This is a genomic window from Streptomyces lothianensis, assembly GCF_047779955.1.
GTDB lineage: Bacteria > Actinomycetota > Actinomycetes > Streptomycetales > Streptomycetaceae > Streptomyces.
Window position 1 is genome coordinate 1 of sequence record NZ_JBLMKT010000060.1, and the last position, 19012, is coordinate 19012.

Sequence of the window (19012 nt, forward strand, 5' to 3'; positions counted from 1 at the left end):
TGGGGGTGCCGGCGCCCGATGAGCTCGCGCGCGGCGCGCGGGCCGTGCCGCGTGCGCCGCCCGCGAGCTCATCGGGCGCCGGCACCCGCATCGACGTATGCGTGTCCCGGTTGGAATCGGGGGTGGAGCCCGGCACGAGCGGCTCCGCGCCACGCCGCGGAGCCTCCGGCTCGGCGGCGGGGGGCCCGGCCTCGGGTTCCTCGGCGTGTTCCGGTTCCGGTTCGTCGACGTCCAGCGGCGGTATCCCCGCGAGCAGCGGCAGCTGTTCGCGCAGCCGCACCCCCAGCTCGGAGGCGCGCAGCCGCGAGGCGGGCGCCTTCGCCAGGCACTGGACGATCAGCTGCCACAGCTCCTCCGGGATACCGGGCAGCGGTACGACCGTCTCCGTGACGTGGCGGCGCAGGACCGCGCCCGGGTGCCCGCCCCCGAAGGGGGTGAAGCCGGCGAGCAGCTCGTAGAGGACGGTCGCGAGGGCGTAGATGTCGACGGCGGCGCGGGGCGGCAGGCCCTCGATGATCTCGGGGGCCAGGTAGTCCGGTGTGCCGATGACCTTCGTGGCCCGGGTGCGGCGCGGCGAGTCGACGAGTTTCGCGACGCCGAAGTCGGTGAGCAGGGCCGGGTGCGAGCCGCCGGGGCCGAGCGGGCCCTGCATGTCGAGCAGCACGTTCTCCGGTTTCACGTCCCGGTGCACGATGCCCGCCGCATGCGCCGCGGCAAGCCCGTCCGCGACGTCCGCGACGATCGCGACGGCCGCCTCCGGGGCGAGCCTGCGCTCGCGGTCGAGCCGGGTGCGCAGATCGGTCCCGCGGACGAGGTCCATGACGAGCGCGAGGTCGTTGCCGTCCACGACGAGATCGCGGACGCCGACCACGTTCGGGTGGTCGAGGCCGAGCAGCGCGCTGCGCTCCTGCACGAAACGGCCGACCAGCTCCTGGTCGGCGGCGAGGTCCTCGCGCAGCATTTTGATCGCGACGGGCCCCTCGGGGCCTTCGCCGAGCCAGACCGTGCCGGCGCTGCCGCGTCCCAGGATCTGGTGGGCGGTGTACCGGCTGCCGATTTTCCGTGCCAAGACTGCTCCTACGGGCTCCAGTTGCCGACAAAGCTACGCGGCTTCGGCGCCGACGCCTGCCTTCCGCAGGGAAATCACTCGCCGGATGTCGACAAATCTACGAGGCCGTGGTGCGGCCGGGACGCTGGGGCGCCGAGGGAGTGCGGTGCGCGCGGAGCCCGGATCGCCTACTGGCCGCCGCCGGTAGGCAACTCCTCGCCGCCCAGATCCCCTATCCAGTCGGACACGTTCCCGTACCAGTGCGTGATCTGGTCCCAGAAGGAGCGGCCCTGGCCGATCCATTCCTGCAGCGGGGTCAGTTCCCAGATCAGCCAGGCGGCCACCACCATGATGACGATCGTGAACAGGCAGCCCTTGAGGCAGCCGAGCCCGGGGATCCGCATCGGATTGGCGCTGCGCTGCCGGGGCGCCCGCGGCTGCTGCGGGGGCGGCTGCGGCGGCTGCTGCTGCGCCGGGGGCGCGTACCGCTGCGGCTGGGGCTGGGGCTGCGGAGCCGGCGCGTACCGCTGGGGCTGGCGCTGCTGAGGCTGGGGCTGCTGCGGCTGGGGCTGCTGCGGCTGGGGCTGCTGCGGCTGGGGCGCGTACTGCTGCTGGTGCTGCTGCGGATATCCGTACCCCTGGGGTGCCCCCTGCTGGGGAGCCGGCCGCTGCTGCTGGCCGCGGTGCCCCTGCCCGCGCTGGACCTGGCGCTGCGGGCGGCGCCGCAGGGGGTCCTCGCCGGGGTCGAGGTACTGGACCTGCGTCTGCTCGTTGCGGTCGCGGGCCGCGCGCATCTGGTTCTGCCACGGGTGCGGGTCGTCGGGGCCGCCGCCGGTCTGCGGGGCGCCCGGCGGGACCGGGGGCATCACGGCGGTCGGATCGGCGGCGCCACGGTTCGGCATCACCGTGGTGGGGTCCGCGTCCGGGCCGGAAGGAGCACCGGGGGCGCCGGAGGGGTTCGCCGTGTGCGGCATCACATTGGTTGCCGCGTTCGGGTCGTAGGAATAGGAACCGGCGCCCTGCGGCAGTACCTGCGTGGGGTCGGCGGAACCCGGCACCGGGGGGACGCTCGCGGGCGCGGGGTCGGGCGCGAGCAGTGCGCCGACGCCCTCGGCCGCGGCGATCTGCTCGCCGCTCGCGTGCACCCCGACGCCTTCGGCGACGACGCGCAGCGCGCGGCCCAGGTTCTCCGCGCTCGGACGCTCCTCGGGGGACTTGCGCAGGCAGCGCTCGATGACCGTCCACAGCGGTTCCGGCACCGCGCCGGGGCGGCGCGGCTCCTCGGCGAGGTGGCGGTGCAGCACTTCGAGGGCGGTGCCGCCGGCGAACGGCGGACGGCCCGTGACCAGCTCGTACAGCAGGATCCCGGCGCCGTAGACATCGACTGCGGAGGTCTGCGGTCGGCCCTCGGCGGATTCGGGGGCGACGTACGCGGGCGTGCCGACGAATTCATGGGTACGGGTCAGGCCGGGCGAATCGGCGAGGCGGGCGATGCCGAAGTCGGTGAGCATCGGGCTCATGCCGTGCTCGTCCTCCTTGAGCAGCACGTTCGCCGGCTTGAGGTCGCGGTGGACCACGCCGTCGGTGTGGCTCGCGGCGAGCGCGTCGGCGATCTGGGCCGTGAGGAGGGAGGCGGCGACCGGGGTCATCGGGCCGTTGTCCCGGATGTACCGGTGCAGATCGGGGCCGTCGATCAGGTCCATGACCAGCGCCAGGAGGTCGCCCTCGACGACGAGGTCGCGGGTGCGCACGATGTTGGGGTGCGTCAGACGCAGGAGCACGGAGCGCTCGCGCAGGAAGCGCATCACGACGTCCGCGTCGTTGGCCAGCTCCTCCTTGAGCACCTTGATCGCGACGGTCTCGCCGGGACGGCCCTGGACGGCCGCCTCCTCGCCCGCCGTCTCGCGCTGACGGGCCCGCCAGACGGTGCCCGTGGCTCCGCGTCCGAGCGGCTCCTCGAGCAGGTACTTACTGCCTACCGGCCGCACGTCGCGCTCCCTGTTGGTCGATCTGGTGGTCGATCGGTCTTCCGCCCCACTGTAGTCCGGCCGAGCGGGGCGCCGGTGTGCGCTCGGCCCCGCGCTCCCGTACGCCCCCGTACGCCCTGTTCCGGGGGAAGACGCAGGTCCCGGACGGTTGGTTGCCGCGGCGCGCGCCCGCCCCGCGCGCGCCCGACCCGCGCGCCCGACCCGCGCCTCCCCAATTCCGCACCGACGAGGGCGTTTTGGACACCAAAGACGGAAAACTCGATCAATCAAGATCACTTACGGGTGGTCGACGGGCGTGTTGTCGGTGGCGGGTGCGAAGATGCCTACGGCACGGAGCTATGCCGTGTGCGGTGGGGGCCACGTTCCCGTTGGAGACGGATCCCCGCCGGGCACCCGCGCAGAAGGGACCGCTGACGGCGATGCAGATCCGGCTGACCGTTATCGGGCCGCTCAGGGCAGGTCCCGAGGGTGGCCGCAGCGCGCAGTCGGCGCGCGCGCACAGCGCCCGGGACGTGCTGGTCACAGCGCCCGCGGGCACCGCACTCGCGGCCGTCGCCTCCGGCCTGGCCGCGGCGACGGGCGCCGCCGACGGGCCCGTCGTGCTGTACGCGGGGCCGGAGCGGCTCGACGCCGGGAACTGCCTGATCGGCGAGCCCCCGCTGATCGACGGCGCGGTCCTCACCCTGCACTCCCCCGCCGAGCCCGCGCCCACCGTGCAGAGCGCCGAGGCCAGGCTGCATGTGATCGCCGGTCCGGACGCGGGCGGCATCCACCTGTTGCACGGCGGCCGGATCACCATCGGCCGTTCCGCCGACGCGGACGTCCCGCTCGACGACCCCGACGTCTCCCGGCTGCACTGCGCGGTCACCCTCGCCGAGGACGGCCGCGTCTCGGTGGCCGACCTCGGCTCCACCAACGGCACGAGCCTCGACGGCACCCCGGTCCACGACCGCCCGCGCCGTCTCACCCCCGGCGCGCTGCTGCGCATCGGCGAGTCGACGCTGCGCCTGTCCACGTCGGCGGACCCCGGTCCGCTGACCACGGCGCCGGACGGGGAGGGGCATCTTCGGGTGACGGCCGGGACAGCCGTGACAACCGTGACGGCCGCCCCGGTGCACGCCCCGGGGCCCGGCCCCGTACACGAAGGTGCGACCCCTCTCGTACGGGATGACGCGGCCGCCCACCCCCCAGGCGCTCACACACCAGGCACCCCCGCACCCGGCCCCCGGGACGGGACGCCCCAGGGCGCTCACCCCGAACGCCCCCGCGTCCCCGCGCAAAGCCCGCCAGGTGCCGTACCGCCCGCCGAGCACACCCATCACACCTACGGGCAGGCCGAGTTGGCCGCCACGGCCCCGGGCGGGGGCGAGGAGCCGAGGGAGCACGGGCGGACGGGCACACCGGCCCGCGGCACCACCGTCCCGCGCCAGCTGCGCCGCCGCGGCATCGGCGCCTGGGCGCGCCGGCTCACCGGCGGGCGCGGCGAGCAGGCAGCACCCGCGGGCGAGCCCGCCGCGCGGCCGGCCGGTCGTGCCGAACCGGCCCCCGCGCCGCCCGAGACCTGGCCCGATCCGGCCACCCTGCTCCTGACCGCGCTGGGCCCGGGCCCGCGCCTGTGGGAGCGCGGCCGTGAGCACCCCGAGGCGCTGGCGGTGCGGCTCGGCACGGTCGACCGGCCGCTCACCGAGGCGAGCGCGCTGCTCCCTGCCGTACCGGTCACAGTGGGGCTGCGGGAGGCAGGCGGTCTGGGCCTCGCGGGCCCGCGGTCACGGCTCCTTGGGCTCGCCCGCTGCGTGCTCGCGCAGCTGGCGGCGCTGCACGCGCCCGCCGATCTGGAGATCGTGCTGCTCAGCACCGACCGTTCGCGGCCTCTTGAGCAGCGGCTCGCCGAATGGTCCTGGCTGGGCTGGCTGCCGCATCTGCGGCCGGCCCGCGGCGAGGACTGCAGGCTGCTCCTCGCCTACGACCGCGAGCAGGCGGCGGCCCGCACCGACGAGCTGCTGCGGCGGATCGACGAACAGCTCGACGAACAGCTCGACGAACGACTCGACGAGGCCGGCACCGCAGGCCCCGCGGGTCCCCGCACCCTGCTCGTCGTGGACGGCGATCCGGGTTCGGCGGCACTGCGGGCGGCGACGGTGCGGCTTGCCGAGGAGGGGCCGCAGGCCGGAATACATGTGCTGTGTCTCGCCGAGACCCCGGCCGCATCACCGTCCTCACCGGTCTCGGTGACGTATGAGGCGGCCTGCACGGCCCAGCCCGCCTTCCGTTCCTGCGGCGCGGTGGCGCTGCTCAGCGGCGATGTGGCCACGGCCCTGCGGCTGCTGCGAACGGCACGCGGGCAGCTCGCCGGGCACGGCACCGTCGCCTCGGTGGACGCGGTCTCGGCGGCCTGGGCGGAGCGTTTCGCGCGGGCGCTCGCGCCGCTGCGTACGGCGGAGAGCGGGCCGCAGGCCGCCCGGCTCTCCTCGCCGCTGCCGCAGGCGGCCCGGCTCCTGGACGAGCTGGGCCTCGCGCGGGCCACGCCCCCTTCGCTGCTCGCCCGCTGGGCGGCGGCCGCGGACGATCACGATTCGCCCGGCGGGCGCGCCTGGGCGGTGCTCGGCGCGGGGCCGCGCGGGCCGGTCTGCGCGGATCTGGTCGCACAGGGACCGCATGTCTTCGTCGAGGGCCCGGCGGGCAGCGGGCGCACCGAGCTGCTGCGCGCTCTCGCCGCCTCGCTGGCCTCGGCCGAACGGCCCGACCGGCTCGGGCTCGTCCTCGTGGACGGGGCGGGCGCGGAGCGCGGCGGCGGGCTGCGGCCCGCGACGGATCTGCCGCATGTCACGACGCATCTGGCCGCGAGTGATCCCGTACGGATGCGGGAGTTCGCGCAGTCGCTCACGGCCGAGCTGAAGCGGCGCGGTGAGCTGCTCGGGCTCGAAGGCTTCGCCGAGTGGCATACGGGGCGGGCGGTGGCCGGGCGGATGGTGGCGCAGCGGTCGGGGGCGCAGCGCCCCGGGGCCGTGCGCGGTGACGGTCCGGGCGGTGCGGAGGGGTCCGCGGATCTGGAGGCACCGCCCAGCTCGACGCTCAAACTGCGTGCGGGGGCGCGGAATCCGGAGGGTGCGGTCGCCTACTCGCAGGAGACCGCGCTGCCGCGGCTCGTGGTGATCGTCGACGATGTGGACGCGCTGGTCTCCCCGGCGCTCGGCGCGCCGGGGCGTCCGTCGGCCGGGTCGGTGGTGCGGGCGCTCGAAGCCGTCGTACGGGAGGGGGAGCGGCTCGGGGTGCATCTCGTGGCCGCGAGCGGCCGGCCGGAGCGGACCGCGCAGTCCCTGCCGGATCGGGGGGCCGCGGTGCGGATCGTGCTCGCCGCGCCCTCCGCGGCGCCGGAGGATCCGGCGCCCGGGCGGGGGCGGGTGCTGTTCGCCGACGGGCGCGTGGTGCCGTTCCAGGCGGGGCGGGTCACGGGGCGGATTCCCCGTACGGCCACGTTGCGGCCCACCGCGGTGGCGCTCGAATGGGAACGGATGGGTGATCCCCCGGCCCTCCGCCCGGTCCGCGAACTCGGCAACGGCCCCACGGACCTGGCCCTGCTCGCCAGCGCCCTGGAGCGCGCGGCACGCTCGGTCGCGGCCCGCGAGGTGCCGTCGCTGCTGTGAGTACTCCCCGGGGTGAGTCCACGGCGTAGTGGGCACCCGCCCCGGGGCGAGCGGCCGGGCTCGGGCGGGCGGCCGGGCTCGGTAAAAACCCCATCACGATCCCGGAGTTGACACCGCAGGCGCTCTTGCCGAGTGCATCCCGTGGGCGTAGACCGTAGCCACGGACAGCGGAATCGGGAGAGGCGGGGCACATCATGCGCAGGGCTCTTCGGACACGCAGGGGTGCGGTCGTGTTCGCCGCCGTGGGGGCGCTGGCCCTCGCCGGCTGCGGTGACGACAGCGGGGACGAGCCGGGCGGCGGGAAGGGGACCGGGACCGGAAAGGACACCGCCGCGTCCGTGCAGTTACCCCAGCTGGGCGGGCAGACGCTGGAAGTCTCCGGCCCCTGGACCGGCCCCGAGGAGGAGAACTTCCGCAAGGTCCTTGCCGAGTTCGAGAAGCGCACCGGCGCCAAGGTGAACTTCCTGTCCACCGGCGACAACACCGCCACCGTCCTCGGCACCAGGATCGAGGGCAAGAACCCGCCGAACGTGGGCTTCCTGCCGCAGGTGGGCGTGCTGCACCAGTTCGTGGACAAGGGCTGGGTACAGCCCCTCGGCGCCGAAGCACAGGCCCAGCTGGACAAGAACTTCAGCGCGGGCTGGAAGGAACTCGGCGCCTACGAGGGCAACCAGTACGGCGTCTATGCGAAGGCCGCCAACAAGTCCCTGGTCTGGTACAACACCGCCGCCTTCGAAGCCGCGGGGCTCAGCGAGCCGCCGAAGGACTGGAAGGGTTTCCTGGACGCGGCGCAGACCCTGTCCGACGCGGGCTCGCCGCCCGTCTCGATCGGCGGCCAGGACGGCTGGACGCTGACCGACTGGTTCGAGAACGTCTATCTCTCGCAGGCGGGACCCGAGAAGTACGACCAGCTGGCCGGGCACGAGATCAAGTGGACCGATCCCTCGGTCGCCCAGGCTCTGGAGACGCTGGCCGAACTCTGGGGCAGGGACGAGCTGATCGCGGGCGGCGCGGAGGGCGCGCTGCGCACCGAGTTCCCGAAGTCGGTCACCCAGACCTTCTCCGGTGACACCCCGGCCGCGATGGTCTACGAGGGCGATTTCGTCGCCGCCAACATCAACGCCGACACGGACGCGAAGCTCGGCACGGACGCCAAGGTCTTCCCGTTCCCGGCCGTCGGCGAGGCCTCCCCGGTGGTCAGCGGCGGCGACGTGGCCGTGGGCCTGAAGGACGACGCGGGCACCCAAGCCCTGTTGACCTGGCTGGCCTCGAAGGACGCGGCCGAGATCTGGGTGGCCCAGGGCGGCGTCATCTCGCCCAACAAGTCCGTGGACATGACGCGGTACAAGGACGACATCACCCGCGAGATCGCCCAGGCGCTGCTCGACGCCGGTGACGACTTCCGCTTCGACATGTCCGACCAGGCACCGGCGGCCTTCGGCGGCACGAAGGGCCAGGGTGAGTGGAAGGCCCTGCAGGACTTCCTGAAGAACCCCGATGACGTCGCGGGGATGCAGCAGCAGCTGGAGAGCGCGGCGGCCAAGGCCTACAAGGACTGACGGCGCGCGATGTCCACGCCAAAGCCCCGTCCGGGGGATGCCGGCGCGCTGCCGGTGCCCCCCGTTCCACCGCGCAGGAGGGTACTGGGTTCGCGGCCCTGGCTGGTGGCGGTCTTCCTGCTGCCCGCCGTGGTCCTGCTCGGCGCACTCGTGGTCTACCCCATCGGGTACTCGGTCTGGCGCAGTCTCTACGGCGCGGACGGCTCGTCCTTCGTCGGACTCGGCAACTACGGCGACGTGTTCTCGAACGACGCCACGTTCACCGCGCTCAAGAACACCGCGATCTGGGTGGCGGTGGCCCCCGCCCTGGTCACGGGTCTCGGTCTGGTCTTCGCCGTGCTGACGGAGCGGGTGCGCTGGCAGACCGCCTTCAAGATGATCATCTTCATGCCGATGGCCATCTCGATGCTGGCCGCGGGCATCATCTTCCGGATGGTCTACGAGGCCGATCCCGAGCAGGGCGTGGCGAATGCCGTGGTCGTGGGCGTGCATGACACCTTCGCCGAGTCCTCGCAGTACCCCAGGGCACGCCCGGCCGCGGGCGGCGACCTGGTGGCCTCCGGCGGCGGCGCGTTCACCACCCGGACGGCGGCGCGCGCGGGGCAGCCGGCGCTGCTTCCGCTCGTGGGCATCGCGCCCGGCAAGGTGCCCGGCGATCCGGGCCCGGCCAAGTCGGCGGAACCCTCCGGGGAGGGCATCAGCGGCACCGTATGGCTTGATTTCAAGCTGGGCGGCGGGGGCACGAAGGGCGTCGTCGACAGCGGCGAGCAGGCGCTGCCGGGTGTCAAGGTCGAGGCCGTGAAGGACGGCGAGGTGGTCGCCACGGCCACGGCGGGCGGCGACGGCACGTTCACGCTGCCCGCACGGGCCGAGGGTGCCCAACTGCGGCTTCCGGCCTCGAATTTCGCGGCGCCGTACAACGGCATCGACTGGCTGAGCCCGAACCTGGCGACCTGGTCGATCATCGGGGCGTACGCCTGGATGTGGGCGGGCTTCGCGATGGTGCTGATCGCGGCGGGGCTCGCGGGCGTGGACCGCAATCTCCTGGAGGCGGCGCGGGTCGACGGCGCGAACGAGTGGCAGGTGTTCCGGCGGATCACGGTGCCGCTGCTCGCACCGGTTCTGGTGGTCGTCCTCATCACGCTGATGATCAATGTGATGAAGATCTTCGACCTGGTCTACATCATCGCCCCGGAGCCGGTGCAGGACGATGCCAACGTCCTCGCCCTCGAACTGTTCACGGTCGCCTTCGGGCCGCGCGGCGACCACGGGCTCGGCAGCGCGATCTCCGTCATCCTGCTGGTGCTCGTGCTGCCGGTGATGATCGTCAACATCCGCCGCCTGCGCAAGGAGGGACGACGGTGACGGACGCATCGGCTTCTTCGGCAGCCACCGAACCCGCCGCAGCCACCGAACCCGCCCGGTCCACGGCCGCACCCGCCGCAGCCCCGGCCAAGCCTTCGTTGGGCTCGCGGATCGCGGGCCGCACGGCGGGCGGCGCGCTGCGGGTGTTCCTGCTCGTGATGGCCCTGGTCTGGCTCACCCCCACCGTCGGTCTGCTCGTCTCCTCCTTCCGCGATCCCGCGGACATGGCCGAATCGGGCTGGTGGACGGCGCTCACCGCTCCCTCCGAGCTGACCACCGCGGCGTACGAGAACCTGCTCGGCAAGCGGGAGATCACCGACGCGCTGCTCAACTCGGTCTACATCACAGTCACCTCGACGGTCATGGTCGTCGTGATCGGCGCGATGGCCGGTTACGCGTTCGCCTGGATGGACTTCAAGGGCCGCGACTGGTGGTTCGTCTCCGTGGTGGCGCTGCTCGTGGTGCCCGTGCAGATCGCGCTGATCCCGCTGGCCCGGCTCTTCGGGGACATCGGCCTGTTCGGGAAGACCTTCGGCGTGATCCTCTTCCATGTGGGCTTCGGGCTGCCGTTCGCGGTGTTCCTGCTGCGGAACTTCTTCGCGCAGATCCCCCGGGAGCTCATGGAGGCCGCCCGTCTTGACGGGGCGGGCGAGGTGCGGCTGTTCTTCACCGTGGTGATGCCGCTCGGCGGGCCCGCCCTGGCCTCGCTCGGCATCTTCCAGTTCCTGTGGGTGTGGAACGACCTGCTCGTGGCGCTCACCTTCTCCGACGTCGGCTCCCAGCCGCTCACGGTCGCCCTGGCCCGCCAGTCGAGGGCGTTCAGCCAGAACATCGACACGTTCGCGACCGGCGCCTTCCTCTCGATGATCATCCCGCTCGCGGTGTTCTTCGCCTTCCAGCGGCAGTTCGTCTCCGGGGTGATGGCGGGTGCCGTCAAGTAGGCGTACGCCCACGCGGAGTTGACGAGCGCCCCCACTGACCTGCGGGGCGCTCGTCACGGCTGCCGAAAGTTCCCCCGTATGCCACGCCCGGCGTAACCCCACGGCGTCAAGGGCCGTTTCACGGCCGTCCGCCCGCGCCGACCCATGGATGCGCCTTGCCCCGGTTCAGTGTGATCATCCCCGTGTACAAGGTGCAGGCCTTTCTGCACGACTGCCTCTCCTCGGTACTCCAACAGTCATACACCGACTTCGAGTTGATCGTCGTCGATGACTGCTCCCCCGATGGTTCCGCCGAGATCGCCCGCTCCTTCGCGGCCGCCGATCCGCGCGTACGGACCCTGCACCTGCCCGAGAACGTGGGCCTGGGACCGGCCCGCAACGCCGGGATGGCGCAGGCGAGCGGCGAGTACCTGATCTTCCTGGACAGCGACGACACCCTCACCCCGGACGCGCTGCGCGCGATCTCGGAGCGCCTCAAGGAGACCGACAGCCCGGACGTCCTCCTCTACGACTACGCGCGCACGTACTGGCACGGCGAGGTGAGCCGCAACACCCTCGCGCGGCTGCTGCACGAGGAGGGCCCGGCCTCGTTCCGCCTCACGGACCGGCCGGAGCTCCTCAACGTCCTCCAGGTCGCCTGGAACAAGGCGTACCGCCGCGAGTTCGTCGAGCGGGAGCAGCTCCGCTTCCCGCCCGGCTACTACGAGGACACCCCCTGGACGTATCCGGCCCTCCTCGCGGCCGGTTCGCTCGCGGTCCTCGACCGGGTGTGCGTCCACTACCGCCAGCGCCGCAGCGGCTCGATCCTCGGCAGCACCAGCCGCAGGCACTTCGATGTCTTCGACCAGTACGAGCGGGTCTTCGCCTTCCTCGACGCACGGCCCGAACTCGCCCACTGGCGGCCGGTGATCCACCGGCGGATGGCCGATCACTACTGGGTCGTCTTCACCCGCCGCGGCCGCCTGCCGCGCTCGGACCGCGCCGAGTTCCTTCGCCGCACCCGAGAGCATCTGCTCCGCCACCGCCCCGCGGGCGAGCGGGTCCCGCCGCGGCTGCGGCTGCGGCAGGCGCTGGTCAGGCCGGGCGCTCTGCCCATGTACCGGCTGCTGTGCTCCCTGCGCCGCCGGGGACGGAGGCTGCGGAGCTGGGCGGGCACGGCGAAGCGCCTGGCGCGCGGCGCGCTGCTGCGGCTGCACTACCGCATCCAGCTGCGGCTGCCGGTGCGCGCGGACCAGGCGGTGTTCTCCGCGTACTGGGGCCGCGGGTACGCCTGCAATCCGGGCGCGATCGAGGCGAAGGTGCGCGAGCTGGCGCCCGGGATCCGCACCGCGTGGATCGCCAGGCCGGAGCACCAGCACCAGGTGCCGACCGGCACCCGCCGCCTCACCCCGGGCACGATGGCGTACTGGACGGCGCTGGCGCGGGCGAAGTACCTGGTCAACAACGTGAACTTCGAACGCCGCATGGTCAAGCGCCCCGGCCAGATCATGATCCAGACCAACCACGGCACCCCGCTCAAGCACATGGGCCTCGACCTGATGGAGCGTCCGGCGGCCGCGCGCGCGATGGACTTCCACCGGCTGATGTCCAAGGTCGACACCTGGGACTACGTCCTGTCCGCCAACCGGCACTCGACCCTGGTCTGGGAGCGCGTCTACCCCTCCTCGTACCAGGTGCTCGAATACGGCTATCCGCGCAACGACCGCTTCCAGGGACCGAGCCACGAGGACATCCGCCGGATCCGGGAGACGCTCGGCATCCCCGAGGGCTCCGTGGCGATCCTCTACGCGCCCACGCACCGCGACTACCGCGGCAGCCAGAAGCCCCCCGTCGACCTGGAGCGGATGCTGCGGGAACTGGGACCGCGTTTCACGGTCCTGACCCGCGCGCACTACTTCTACGACACGCCGCTGGCCGCATCCGCCGCCCGGCTCGTGGACGTCTCCGGCCACCCCAGCGTGGAGACCCTCTGCCTGGCCAGCGACGCTTTGATCACGGACTACTCGTCCCTGATGTTCGACTACGCGAACCTCGACCGCCCGATCGTCATCTACGCCGACGACTGGGAGGCCTACGAGGCGGCCCGCGGCACGTACTTCGACCTGCGCGCCTTCCCGCCCGGTGCGGTCGCCCGCAGCGAGGACGAGCTGATCGACATCTTCGCCACCGGGCACTGGCGCGGCTCGCGTTCGGCGCAGCTGCGGGGCGCGTTCCGCGAACGCTTCTGCCCCTACGACGACGGGCGCGCCGCCGAACGCGTCGTACGCCATGTCTTCCTCGGCCAGCCGGCGGGCCTGCCCGAGATCATCCCGCTCGCGGAGCGCACGCCCGTACCGGCGGCCGCCTCGCGGGTCGACCTGCCGAGACCGGTCGCCCCGCCGCTGCCGACCGACCCGCCGTCGCCGGTCGCGCCGCCGCGGCCGAACGACCCGCGTCTGGCCACGATGCGCACCAGCACCCCGGAGACCTCCGGCAGCTGAGCGACCGGGCTCAGTCGATTTCGAGGACCGTGGAGCGGGCCACGTCCTTGACGAAGGTGACGCGACGGTCGAATGCGCCTTCGGCCGTCCACAGCCTGATGATGTCCCGCTCGTCCTTGCGGTTGGTGTCGTCGAGGACGACGAGGGCGCCCTTGGCCAGGCGCGGCAGCAGCTGCTCAAGGGCGGGGTAGCGGGCGAGCGAGGCGGTGGGGCGGGGCGGCCCGTCGACGAAGAGCAGGTCGACCTCGGCGAGGTCACCGAGCCCGGACAGGTCGTACCAGGGCTGGCGCGAGCCCAGGCCGGCGACATCGGTGTCGACGAGCGGGGCGTCCACCACCGTGGCCCACTCCTCCAGGCCGTGGTCCGCGAGCCGCTGCCGGGTCGCCTCGGCGAAGGCACTGTCGTGCTCGACGGAGGTGACATGCCCTTCGCCGCACTTGCGCAGCGCCGCCGCCGTCCAGAGGGTGGAGGCCCCGGAGCCGCACTCCAGCATGGTGCGGCGGCCGTCGCGGCCGAGCACCTCGTCGACGATGAACAGGACCGTGGGCGCGATCGCGGCCCAGTTGGCACCGAGCACCGGCATCGGCATGGGGCTGTCGATGAGGTACTCGTAGCGGCGCATCAACTCGGCCACCACATAAGGCTGGTGCTCCAGCTGTTTGCGGATTCCGGTGATCGCGTTGTTGAGAGTCCTGGTCTGTTCCTTGAGCGAACGAATGATCTGGTCGGTGTCCACCTCTGCGGGCACCTTCGCCGTCTGCTCGGCGGCTTTCGGCTTCGTGGTGGATCTTCTGAAGATTTTCATGAACTCTCCTGGGCAGAGGCTGAGTTGAAACACGAGTCGGAGGGCGCGCCGAGGTCGGACAGCTCGCCGTTCCACTCAACGACTCGGGGGCCGCCTTGGTTATTCACCCGGGGTCCGGCTCGTGGCTTTCCGCCCAGCTGTTCGTTGGTCATCAACAGCGAGAGCGCACAGAAGTGACCGTGACCAGAAACGCACCGAGGAGCGAGGATGACATCTGATGCCACCCGGCAGGCGGACGTGCTGCCCGCGCGGGAATCCACCGAGGACCTGCGGGCGGAGGTGGCGCGGCTCGGCCACCGGGTCGCCCGTCTTGAGGCGGAGAACGAGCGGATCGCCCGGGCTTCGGGCACCCCGACCCTGGAGGAGTTCCTGCGGCCGATCCGCGAGGCCCGCGAGGACTGGGAGCTGCGCCGCTCGACCACGCCCGCGCACCGGACCGTCAAGGTGGTCCGGCCGAACGGGATGATCCTGCCGTCCGGCTCCCCGCTGCGCCGCGACCCGCCCCGCGATCCGGCCGACCGGCAGGCCGACTACCTGGAGAAGTTCGATGCCCGGACGCTGTTCTACGACGCCTTCCGGCACGGGGACGACGTATGGCTCTCCGGTCCCCCGCTCAACAACCTGCGCGCCGATCTGGAGGCGGCCGACTGGCAGGTCGACGGCGTCGATGTCGGTGCGGCGGTGTCACTGCGCGACTGGGGCCGTACGCAGCGCTCACGGATCGTGGGCGCGGGCGCGGGACGCCATCTGAACCTCTCGGTGGGCGAGGAGAAGTTCCGCTCGGTGATCGCGCCGGACGATTCCGAACTGTTCGCGGACCAGCGCACCATCATCACGAAATCCAAGGACAACGATCTCGTCTGGATCAAGGATTTCCTGCGGTATTACCACATCGTGCACGGCGTCACCGGGGTCGTTTTCTACGACAACGACTCCACCCGGTACACGGCCCGCGATGTCGCCGACGCGATCGCCTCGGTCGACGGGATCACCACGGCGGTCATCATTCCCTGGAATTACCCGTGGGGCCCCAACGCCGGCCCCAACAAGGTCTGGGATTCCGATTACTGCCAGTACTCGCTCCTCGAACACGGGCGCTTCCGCTACCTCTCCAAGGCGGCAGGGGTGATCAGCGCCGACATCGACGAACTGGTTCTCACCGACGACGCCCGGAGCGTGTTCGCGCATGCGGCGGAGTCGGAGACGGGTGCGGTGACGTATGCAGGGCACTGGATCGCCAAGGCGACCACGAAGGAACTCAGCCCGCTGCGCCAGCGCCGCTTCGTCGACTACCGGCACCGGGCACCGGGGACCACGACGGTGAAGTGGACCGTCCTGCCGGGGATGCAGGACGACCACACCACCCAGTGGCGGGTGCACGGAGTCGTCGGCGCGGGCGCCGAGCACAGCGAGCGGATCCACCACCGGCACTACCAGGGGGTGAACAACGGCTGGAAGTACAAGCGCAGCGAGGGCCTGGTCAAGCCGGGGACGCACGTCTATGACGTGCGGATGTCTCACGTCCTGGACATCGTCTTCGGCGGCTGAGCCCCCAGTTCCAGCATCCGGTCCACGACCCGCTGCGCCGCCGCCCCGTCTCCGAAGTCGCAGAAGCGGCGCCGGAACCGGGCGGCCGAGTCGGCGTACTTCTCCTTGACGGCCTCGATGTCGAGCAGCGCGCCGAGCACCGCGTCGCTCGTGGCGAGCAGCGGGCCGGGCGCGTCGGCCTCGAAGTCGAAGTAGAAGCCGCGCAGGGTGTCGCGGTAGTGCTCCAGGTCGTAGGTGAAGAACAGCATGGGGCGGCCGAGGTTGGCGTAGTCGAACATCGCCGAGGAGTAGTCGGTGATCAGGACATCGCTGACCAGGTAGAGGTCGGCGATGTCCGGGTACTCGGAGACGTCGTACACGAAGCCCTCGCCGGCTCCGGGCACGCTGTCCACGACGTTGGAGTGGCGCCGTACGAGCAGGACATGGCTGTCGCCGAGCCGCCGGCGGGCCTCGGCGAGGTCCAGCCGGAGGTCGAATTTGAAGTTGCCGCCACCGTGGGTGAGGTCATCGCGCCAGGTGGGCGCGTACAGCACGACCTTCTTGTCCTGTGGCAGCCCCAGCCGCTCCTTGATCTCGGCGGCGCGTTCTGCGCGGTCCGCGGCGTACAGGCAGTCGTTGCGCGGATAGCCGGCCTGCAGGATCTCCCCGTCGAAGCCGAAGGCGCGCTTGAGGATGGGGGTGCTGAAGGAGTTCGCCGAGACCAGCAGACTCCAGTTTCCGGTCTCGCGGCGCAGCTTGTCCCGGTAGAGGCGGTCGAACTGCGGCTTTGCGATGTCGAAGCCGATCTTCTTCAGCATGGTGCCGTGCCAGGTCTGCACGACGATCTGGCCCTCGCGGCGCCGGAACCAGTCCGGCAGATGCGCGTTGGTGACCACATAGCGCGAGGTCGCCAGCGCCTCGTACCACTTGGTGCCCCACATGGGCAGGGGTGCGGTGCTCGCGGGCAGCTTCACCTGTCCGTCGCGCACGGTCCACAGGTGTTCGAGGTCCTCTTCGCGGCGCACGAGTTCCTCGTGGATGGCGCGCGGGCTGTCCGAGTACTGCTTGCCGTTGTAGCTGAAGTAGACGACGCTCTCGCGCAGCGGGGTGTCCCGCAACGGTGCGTACACCTGGCGCTGCAGCTGGAGCTGGCGGTACGCGCCGCGCTCGGAAAGCTCCAGCTCCGAGTGGGAGAAGACTTCCGGGGTGTCGTAGTGGTGGATCTCCGTCTGGAAGCGGCGCCCGCCGGACTCCACAGGGGTCTGGTCGACCTCCCGTACGGCCGTCCGGTCGATCTTCACATGGAGGTCGAGCCCCGTGGCGGCGCAGCGCAGCAGCAGGCGCCAGCGTCCCGTCCTGAGCGGCAGCAGGCCCGCCGCCGTGGGCACCTGGGCGGGTGAGACGGCGGCCTCGAAGCGGCCGCTTCCGTCGTCCTCGCGCACGTACCGGGCGGGCAGCACCTTCTCCTCGGCGCGGCCCGTGCTGCGCAGCACGAGCTGGGGCCGCTCCAGGTGGTGCAGGGTGCGGCCCGCGAGCCGCAGCTCGCCGTCCGGTGTCCAGGTGAGGCGGGTGAGGACGGCGTGCGGCGGCCGGCTCCAGAGCTTCAGCTCGCCGGTGTGCCGGGAGGTCACGGCGATCTCGCCGCGCGGCAGCGGGAACTCGGCGCCGGTGAGGCCGTCGGGCAGCACGGCGGCGCAGTCGTGTTGCGAGCCGTCGGCGCGGGTGATGATGAGCCGGGTGGCCCAGACGTGATGCCGCCCGGCGGTCTCCTCGTCGGGTGCGGGTTCGGCGTACTGGTTGGGGGCGATCTCGGCGAGCGGCAGCCGGACGGCGAAGCTCCGGTCCGCCGTCTCGACCGGGTAGTCGGTGGTGGCGTCGGAGTCGGCCACCCTCAGGCGCAGCGCGGCGTGCGCGCCCGCGGGCAGCGGCTCGCGGAACTCGCCCTCGACGAGCAGGTGCTCGCCGTCGAGGCGGTATCCGGTGACATGGGCGCGGACCCGTTCGACATCCACGTACAGCCGGTTGTCGACGGCGTAGACGCGCACCCGGTGGTGCTCGTCGACCCACCGGGGTTCGGGGGTGCCGGCGGGGTGTCCTTTGCTCTCGGTGCGGATCGGTCCGCGGCGGAACACCCCGGGCGCCGCCACCGCGATGCCGAGCTGCCAGGTGCCCTCGGCCCAGCGGCCGTTCGTCTTCAGCTTGCGCGGGTCGAGCACCAGCTCGTAGCCCGCCCAGTCGTAGGTGTGCCCGTAGCCGCCGGAGCGGGCGGTGCGCTCCGGCTGGTACACCTGGCGCACGGGCAGCGGCAGCGGGCGCTTGGAGCCCGCCCGGTGAAGGTAGGCCATCTTGACCTGGCTGCGGCGGGTGGGTGCGTCGACCATGCTGATCCAGGCGTCGGCGCGGATCAGCAGCTTGCCGTCGGACCATTCGACGGTGCGTGCCGCGTTGTGGAAACGCAGTTCCTTGTCGAGCCGCAGCAGTTTCGCGGGCACCCGTCCGGTGCGGGTCAGCTCGGGGAAGTGCGCCCGGCGCCGCCAGAATCCCCGTACCTGCACGGGGGTGTTGCGCGAGGCCGCCTCCAGGGAGGCGAGCAGGGCGTCGAGGGAGCCCGCGCGCACGGCGAGCCACTGCTCGCGGGCCCGCAGCCCGAGCCGGGGCAGGACCGCCCGGCAGTCCACCTGGTCGAGGAAGCGCCCGGTCTCCTCCATGAAGGCCTGCCGGTACTCCTCACCGGCATCGGGCAGCAGCATCAGATAGCTTCGGAAGTCGTCCTTGAGGACGCTGAGGTCGTACTGCGCCTTGTACTCGGCGAATTCCGGCTCCGGGCGCTCGGCGAGGAAGCGGCTCACGGACAGGACTGCGGCGCCCCGGCCGCGGATGGCGGCGGGCTCCCCGCGGCGCTGGGTGATCGACTGTTCCCCGGCGAGGGTGCGCAGCCGCCACAGGTAGCAGGGCTCCGCCACGACGTCGACGGCCTCGGCGAGGTAGTGCGCGCGCAGCACGACGGGGATGTCCTCGTGCAGCATTCCCTCGGGGAAGCTCAGGCCGTTGCGTTCCCAGAAGCTGCGCCGGAACACCTTGTTGCAGGCGATGCGGTCGGCGATCAGGGAGCTCAGCTCGCGGATGCTGGTGCGCCGCAGGTCCTCGCGGGCAAGCATCCTCAGCATCGGCACCTGCCAGGTGCGGGCGGAGTTCACATGGTGCGCGTTGCCGGTGACGAAGTCGGATCCGGAGGCGTCCAGGGCCTCGATCATCAGCCGGTACGCCTCGGTCGGCACGATGTCGTCGCTGTCGACGAAGGCGAGGAACTCCGCGGCCGGGTCCATGTGCGCGATGCCCTTGTTGCGGGCCGCGCCGAGACCGGCGTTCTCCTGCCGGATCAGCCGGAAGCGGGAGTCCCGCCGTTCGAACTCGACGGCGACGTCCGCGGAGGCGTCCGGAGACCCGTCGTCCACCATGACCACTTCAAGGTCCGTGAAGCTCTGGTCCGCGAGCGACTGAAGGCATTCGCGCACGAACGGCTCGACCTTGTAGATGGGCACGATGATGCTGAGACGAGGCATCGGGAACCTTTCAACTCCGGCTGTTCGAGGCATCAGCGCCTAACTCGCGCGGAGCGCGGTCGGTTACGCCGAATGCGGCAGTTGAGGGAATG

General features: G+C 72.0%; 10 protein-coding genes. 6 read left to right on the forward strand and 4 right to left on the reverse strand.

Annotation, left to right across the window (positions count from 1 at the left end; genetic code table 11):
• Both ACLF6P_RS20900 and ACLF6P_RS20905 read right to left on the reverse strand, forming a co-directional pair.
• Positions 1–1069: serine/threonine-protein kinase (locus ACLF6P_RS20900; RefSeq protein ID WP_415952123.1), on the reverse strand; the 1069-nt coding region annotated here is incomplete at its 3' end.
• A gap of 167 nt (positions 1070–1236) precedes the next feature.
• The gene (locus ACLF6P_RS20905; protein ID WP_415952124.1) at positions 1237–3036 is read right to left on the reverse strand and encodes a serine/threonine-protein kinase; all 1800 of its coding nucleotides are present in this window, start codon (positions 3034–3036) and stop codon (positions 1237–1239) included.
• A gap of 419 nt (positions 3037–3455) precedes the next feature.
• Here ACLF6P_RS20905 and ACLF6P_RS20910 point away from each other — a divergent pair, with 419 nt between their 5' ends.
• The 5 genes from ACLF6P_RS20910 to ACLF6P_RS20930 all read left to right on the forward strand — a co-directional run bounded on the left by ACLF6P_RS20910 (position 3456) and on the right by ACLF6P_RS20930 (position 13025).
• Positions 3456–6680 carry an FtsK/SpoIIIE domain-containing protein gene (locus tag ACLF6P_RS20910; protein ID WP_415952156.1) on the forward strand — a complete coding sequence of 1075 codons (3225 nt, stop codon included), beginning with the start codon at positions 3456–3458 and terminating at the stop codon, positions 6678–6680.
• Positions 6681–6874: 194 nt separating this feature from the next.
• The gene (locus ACLF6P_RS20915) at positions 6875–8239 is read left to right on the forward strand and encodes an ABC transporter substrate-binding protein (protein WP_415952125.1); all 1365 of its coding nucleotides are present in this window, start codon (positions 6875–6877) and stop codon (positions 8237–8239) included.
• 9 nt (positions 8240–8248) lie between these two features.
• Positions 8249–9604: a carbohydrate ABC transporter permease gene (locus ACLF6P_RS20920; protein ID WP_415952126.1), complete on the forward strand. Its 1356-nt coding sequence runs from the start codon at positions 8249–8251 to the stop codon at positions 9602–9604.
• Positions 9601–10545, forward strand: a complete 945-nt coding sequence (locus tag ACLF6P_RS20925; RefSeq protein ID WP_415952127.1) for a carbohydrate ABC transporter permease — start codon at positions 9601–9603, stop codon at positions 10543–10545. The genes ACLF6P_RS20920 and ACLF6P_RS20925 overlap by 4 nt, the downstream gene beginning before the upstream one ends.
• Positions 10546–10700: 155 nt before the next feature.
• Positions 10701–13025 (forward strand): bifunctional glycosyltransferase/CDP-glycerol:glycerophosphate glycerophosphotransferase, encoded by a 2325-nt coding sequence (locus ACLF6P_RS20930; protein ID WP_415952128.1) that lies wholly within the window; start codon positions 10701–10703, stop codon positions 13023–13025.
• Positions 13026–13035: 10 nt separating this feature from the next.
• Here ACLF6P_RS20930 and ACLF6P_RS20935 read toward each other — a convergent pair whose 3' ends face one another.
• A complete protein-coding gene (locus tag ACLF6P_RS20935; protein WP_415952130.1) occupies positions 13036–13830 on the reverse strand; it encodes a class I SAM-dependent methyltransferase in 795 nt (264 codons plus the stop codon).
• A 207-nt stretch (positions 13831–14037) separates the two neighbouring features.
• Between ACLF6P_RS20935 and ACLF6P_RS20940 the strand changes: the two genes are divergently transcribed.
• A complete protein-coding gene (locus tag ACLF6P_RS20940) occupies positions 14038–15378 on the forward strand; it encodes a capsule biosynthesis protein CapZ (protein ID WP_415952131.1) in 1341 nt (446 codons plus the stop codon).
• Here ACLF6P_RS20940 and ACLF6P_RS20945 read toward each other — a convergent pair.
• The gene (locus ACLF6P_RS20945; RefSeq protein ID WP_415952133.1) at positions 15348–18920 is read right to left on the reverse strand and encodes a bifunctional glycosyltransferase/CDP-glycerol:glycerophosphate glycerophosphotransferase; all 3573 of its coding nucleotides are present in this window, start codon (positions 18918–18920) and stop codon (positions 15348–15350) included. The two genes, ACLF6P_RS20940 and ACLF6P_RS20945, sit on opposite strands and share 31 nt — an antisense overlap.
• Between the last annotated feature and the right edge of the window lie 92 nt (positions 18921–19012).

Bases quoted from the DNA above. Each gene is read 5' to 3' on its own strand.
- ACLF6P_RS20945 (WP_415952133.1), bottom strand. From the start codon at position 18,920: ATGCCTCGTCTCAGCATCATCGTGCCCATCTACAAGGTCGAGCCGTTC.
- ACLF6P_RS20920 (WP_415952126.1), top strand. From the start codon at position 8,249: ATGTCCACGCCAAAGCCCCGTCCGGGGGATGCCGGCGCGCTGCCGGTG.
- ACLF6P_RS20910 (WP_415952156.1), top strand. From the start codon at position 3,456: ATGCAGATCCGGCTGACCGTTATCGGGCCGCTCAGGGCAGGTCCCGAG.
- ACLF6P_RS20940 (WP_415952131.1), top strand. From the start codon at position 14,038: ATGACATCTGATGCCACCCGGCAGGCGGACGTGCTGCCCGCGCGGGAA.
- ACLF6P_RS20935 (WP_415952130.1), bottom strand. From the start codon at position 13,830: ATGAAAATCTTCAGAAGATCCACCACGAAGCCGAAAGCCGCCGAGCAG.
- ACLF6P_RS20915 (WP_415952125.1), top strand. From the start codon at position 6,875: ATGCGCAGGGCTCTTCGGACACGCAGGGGTGCGGTCGTGTTCGCCGCC.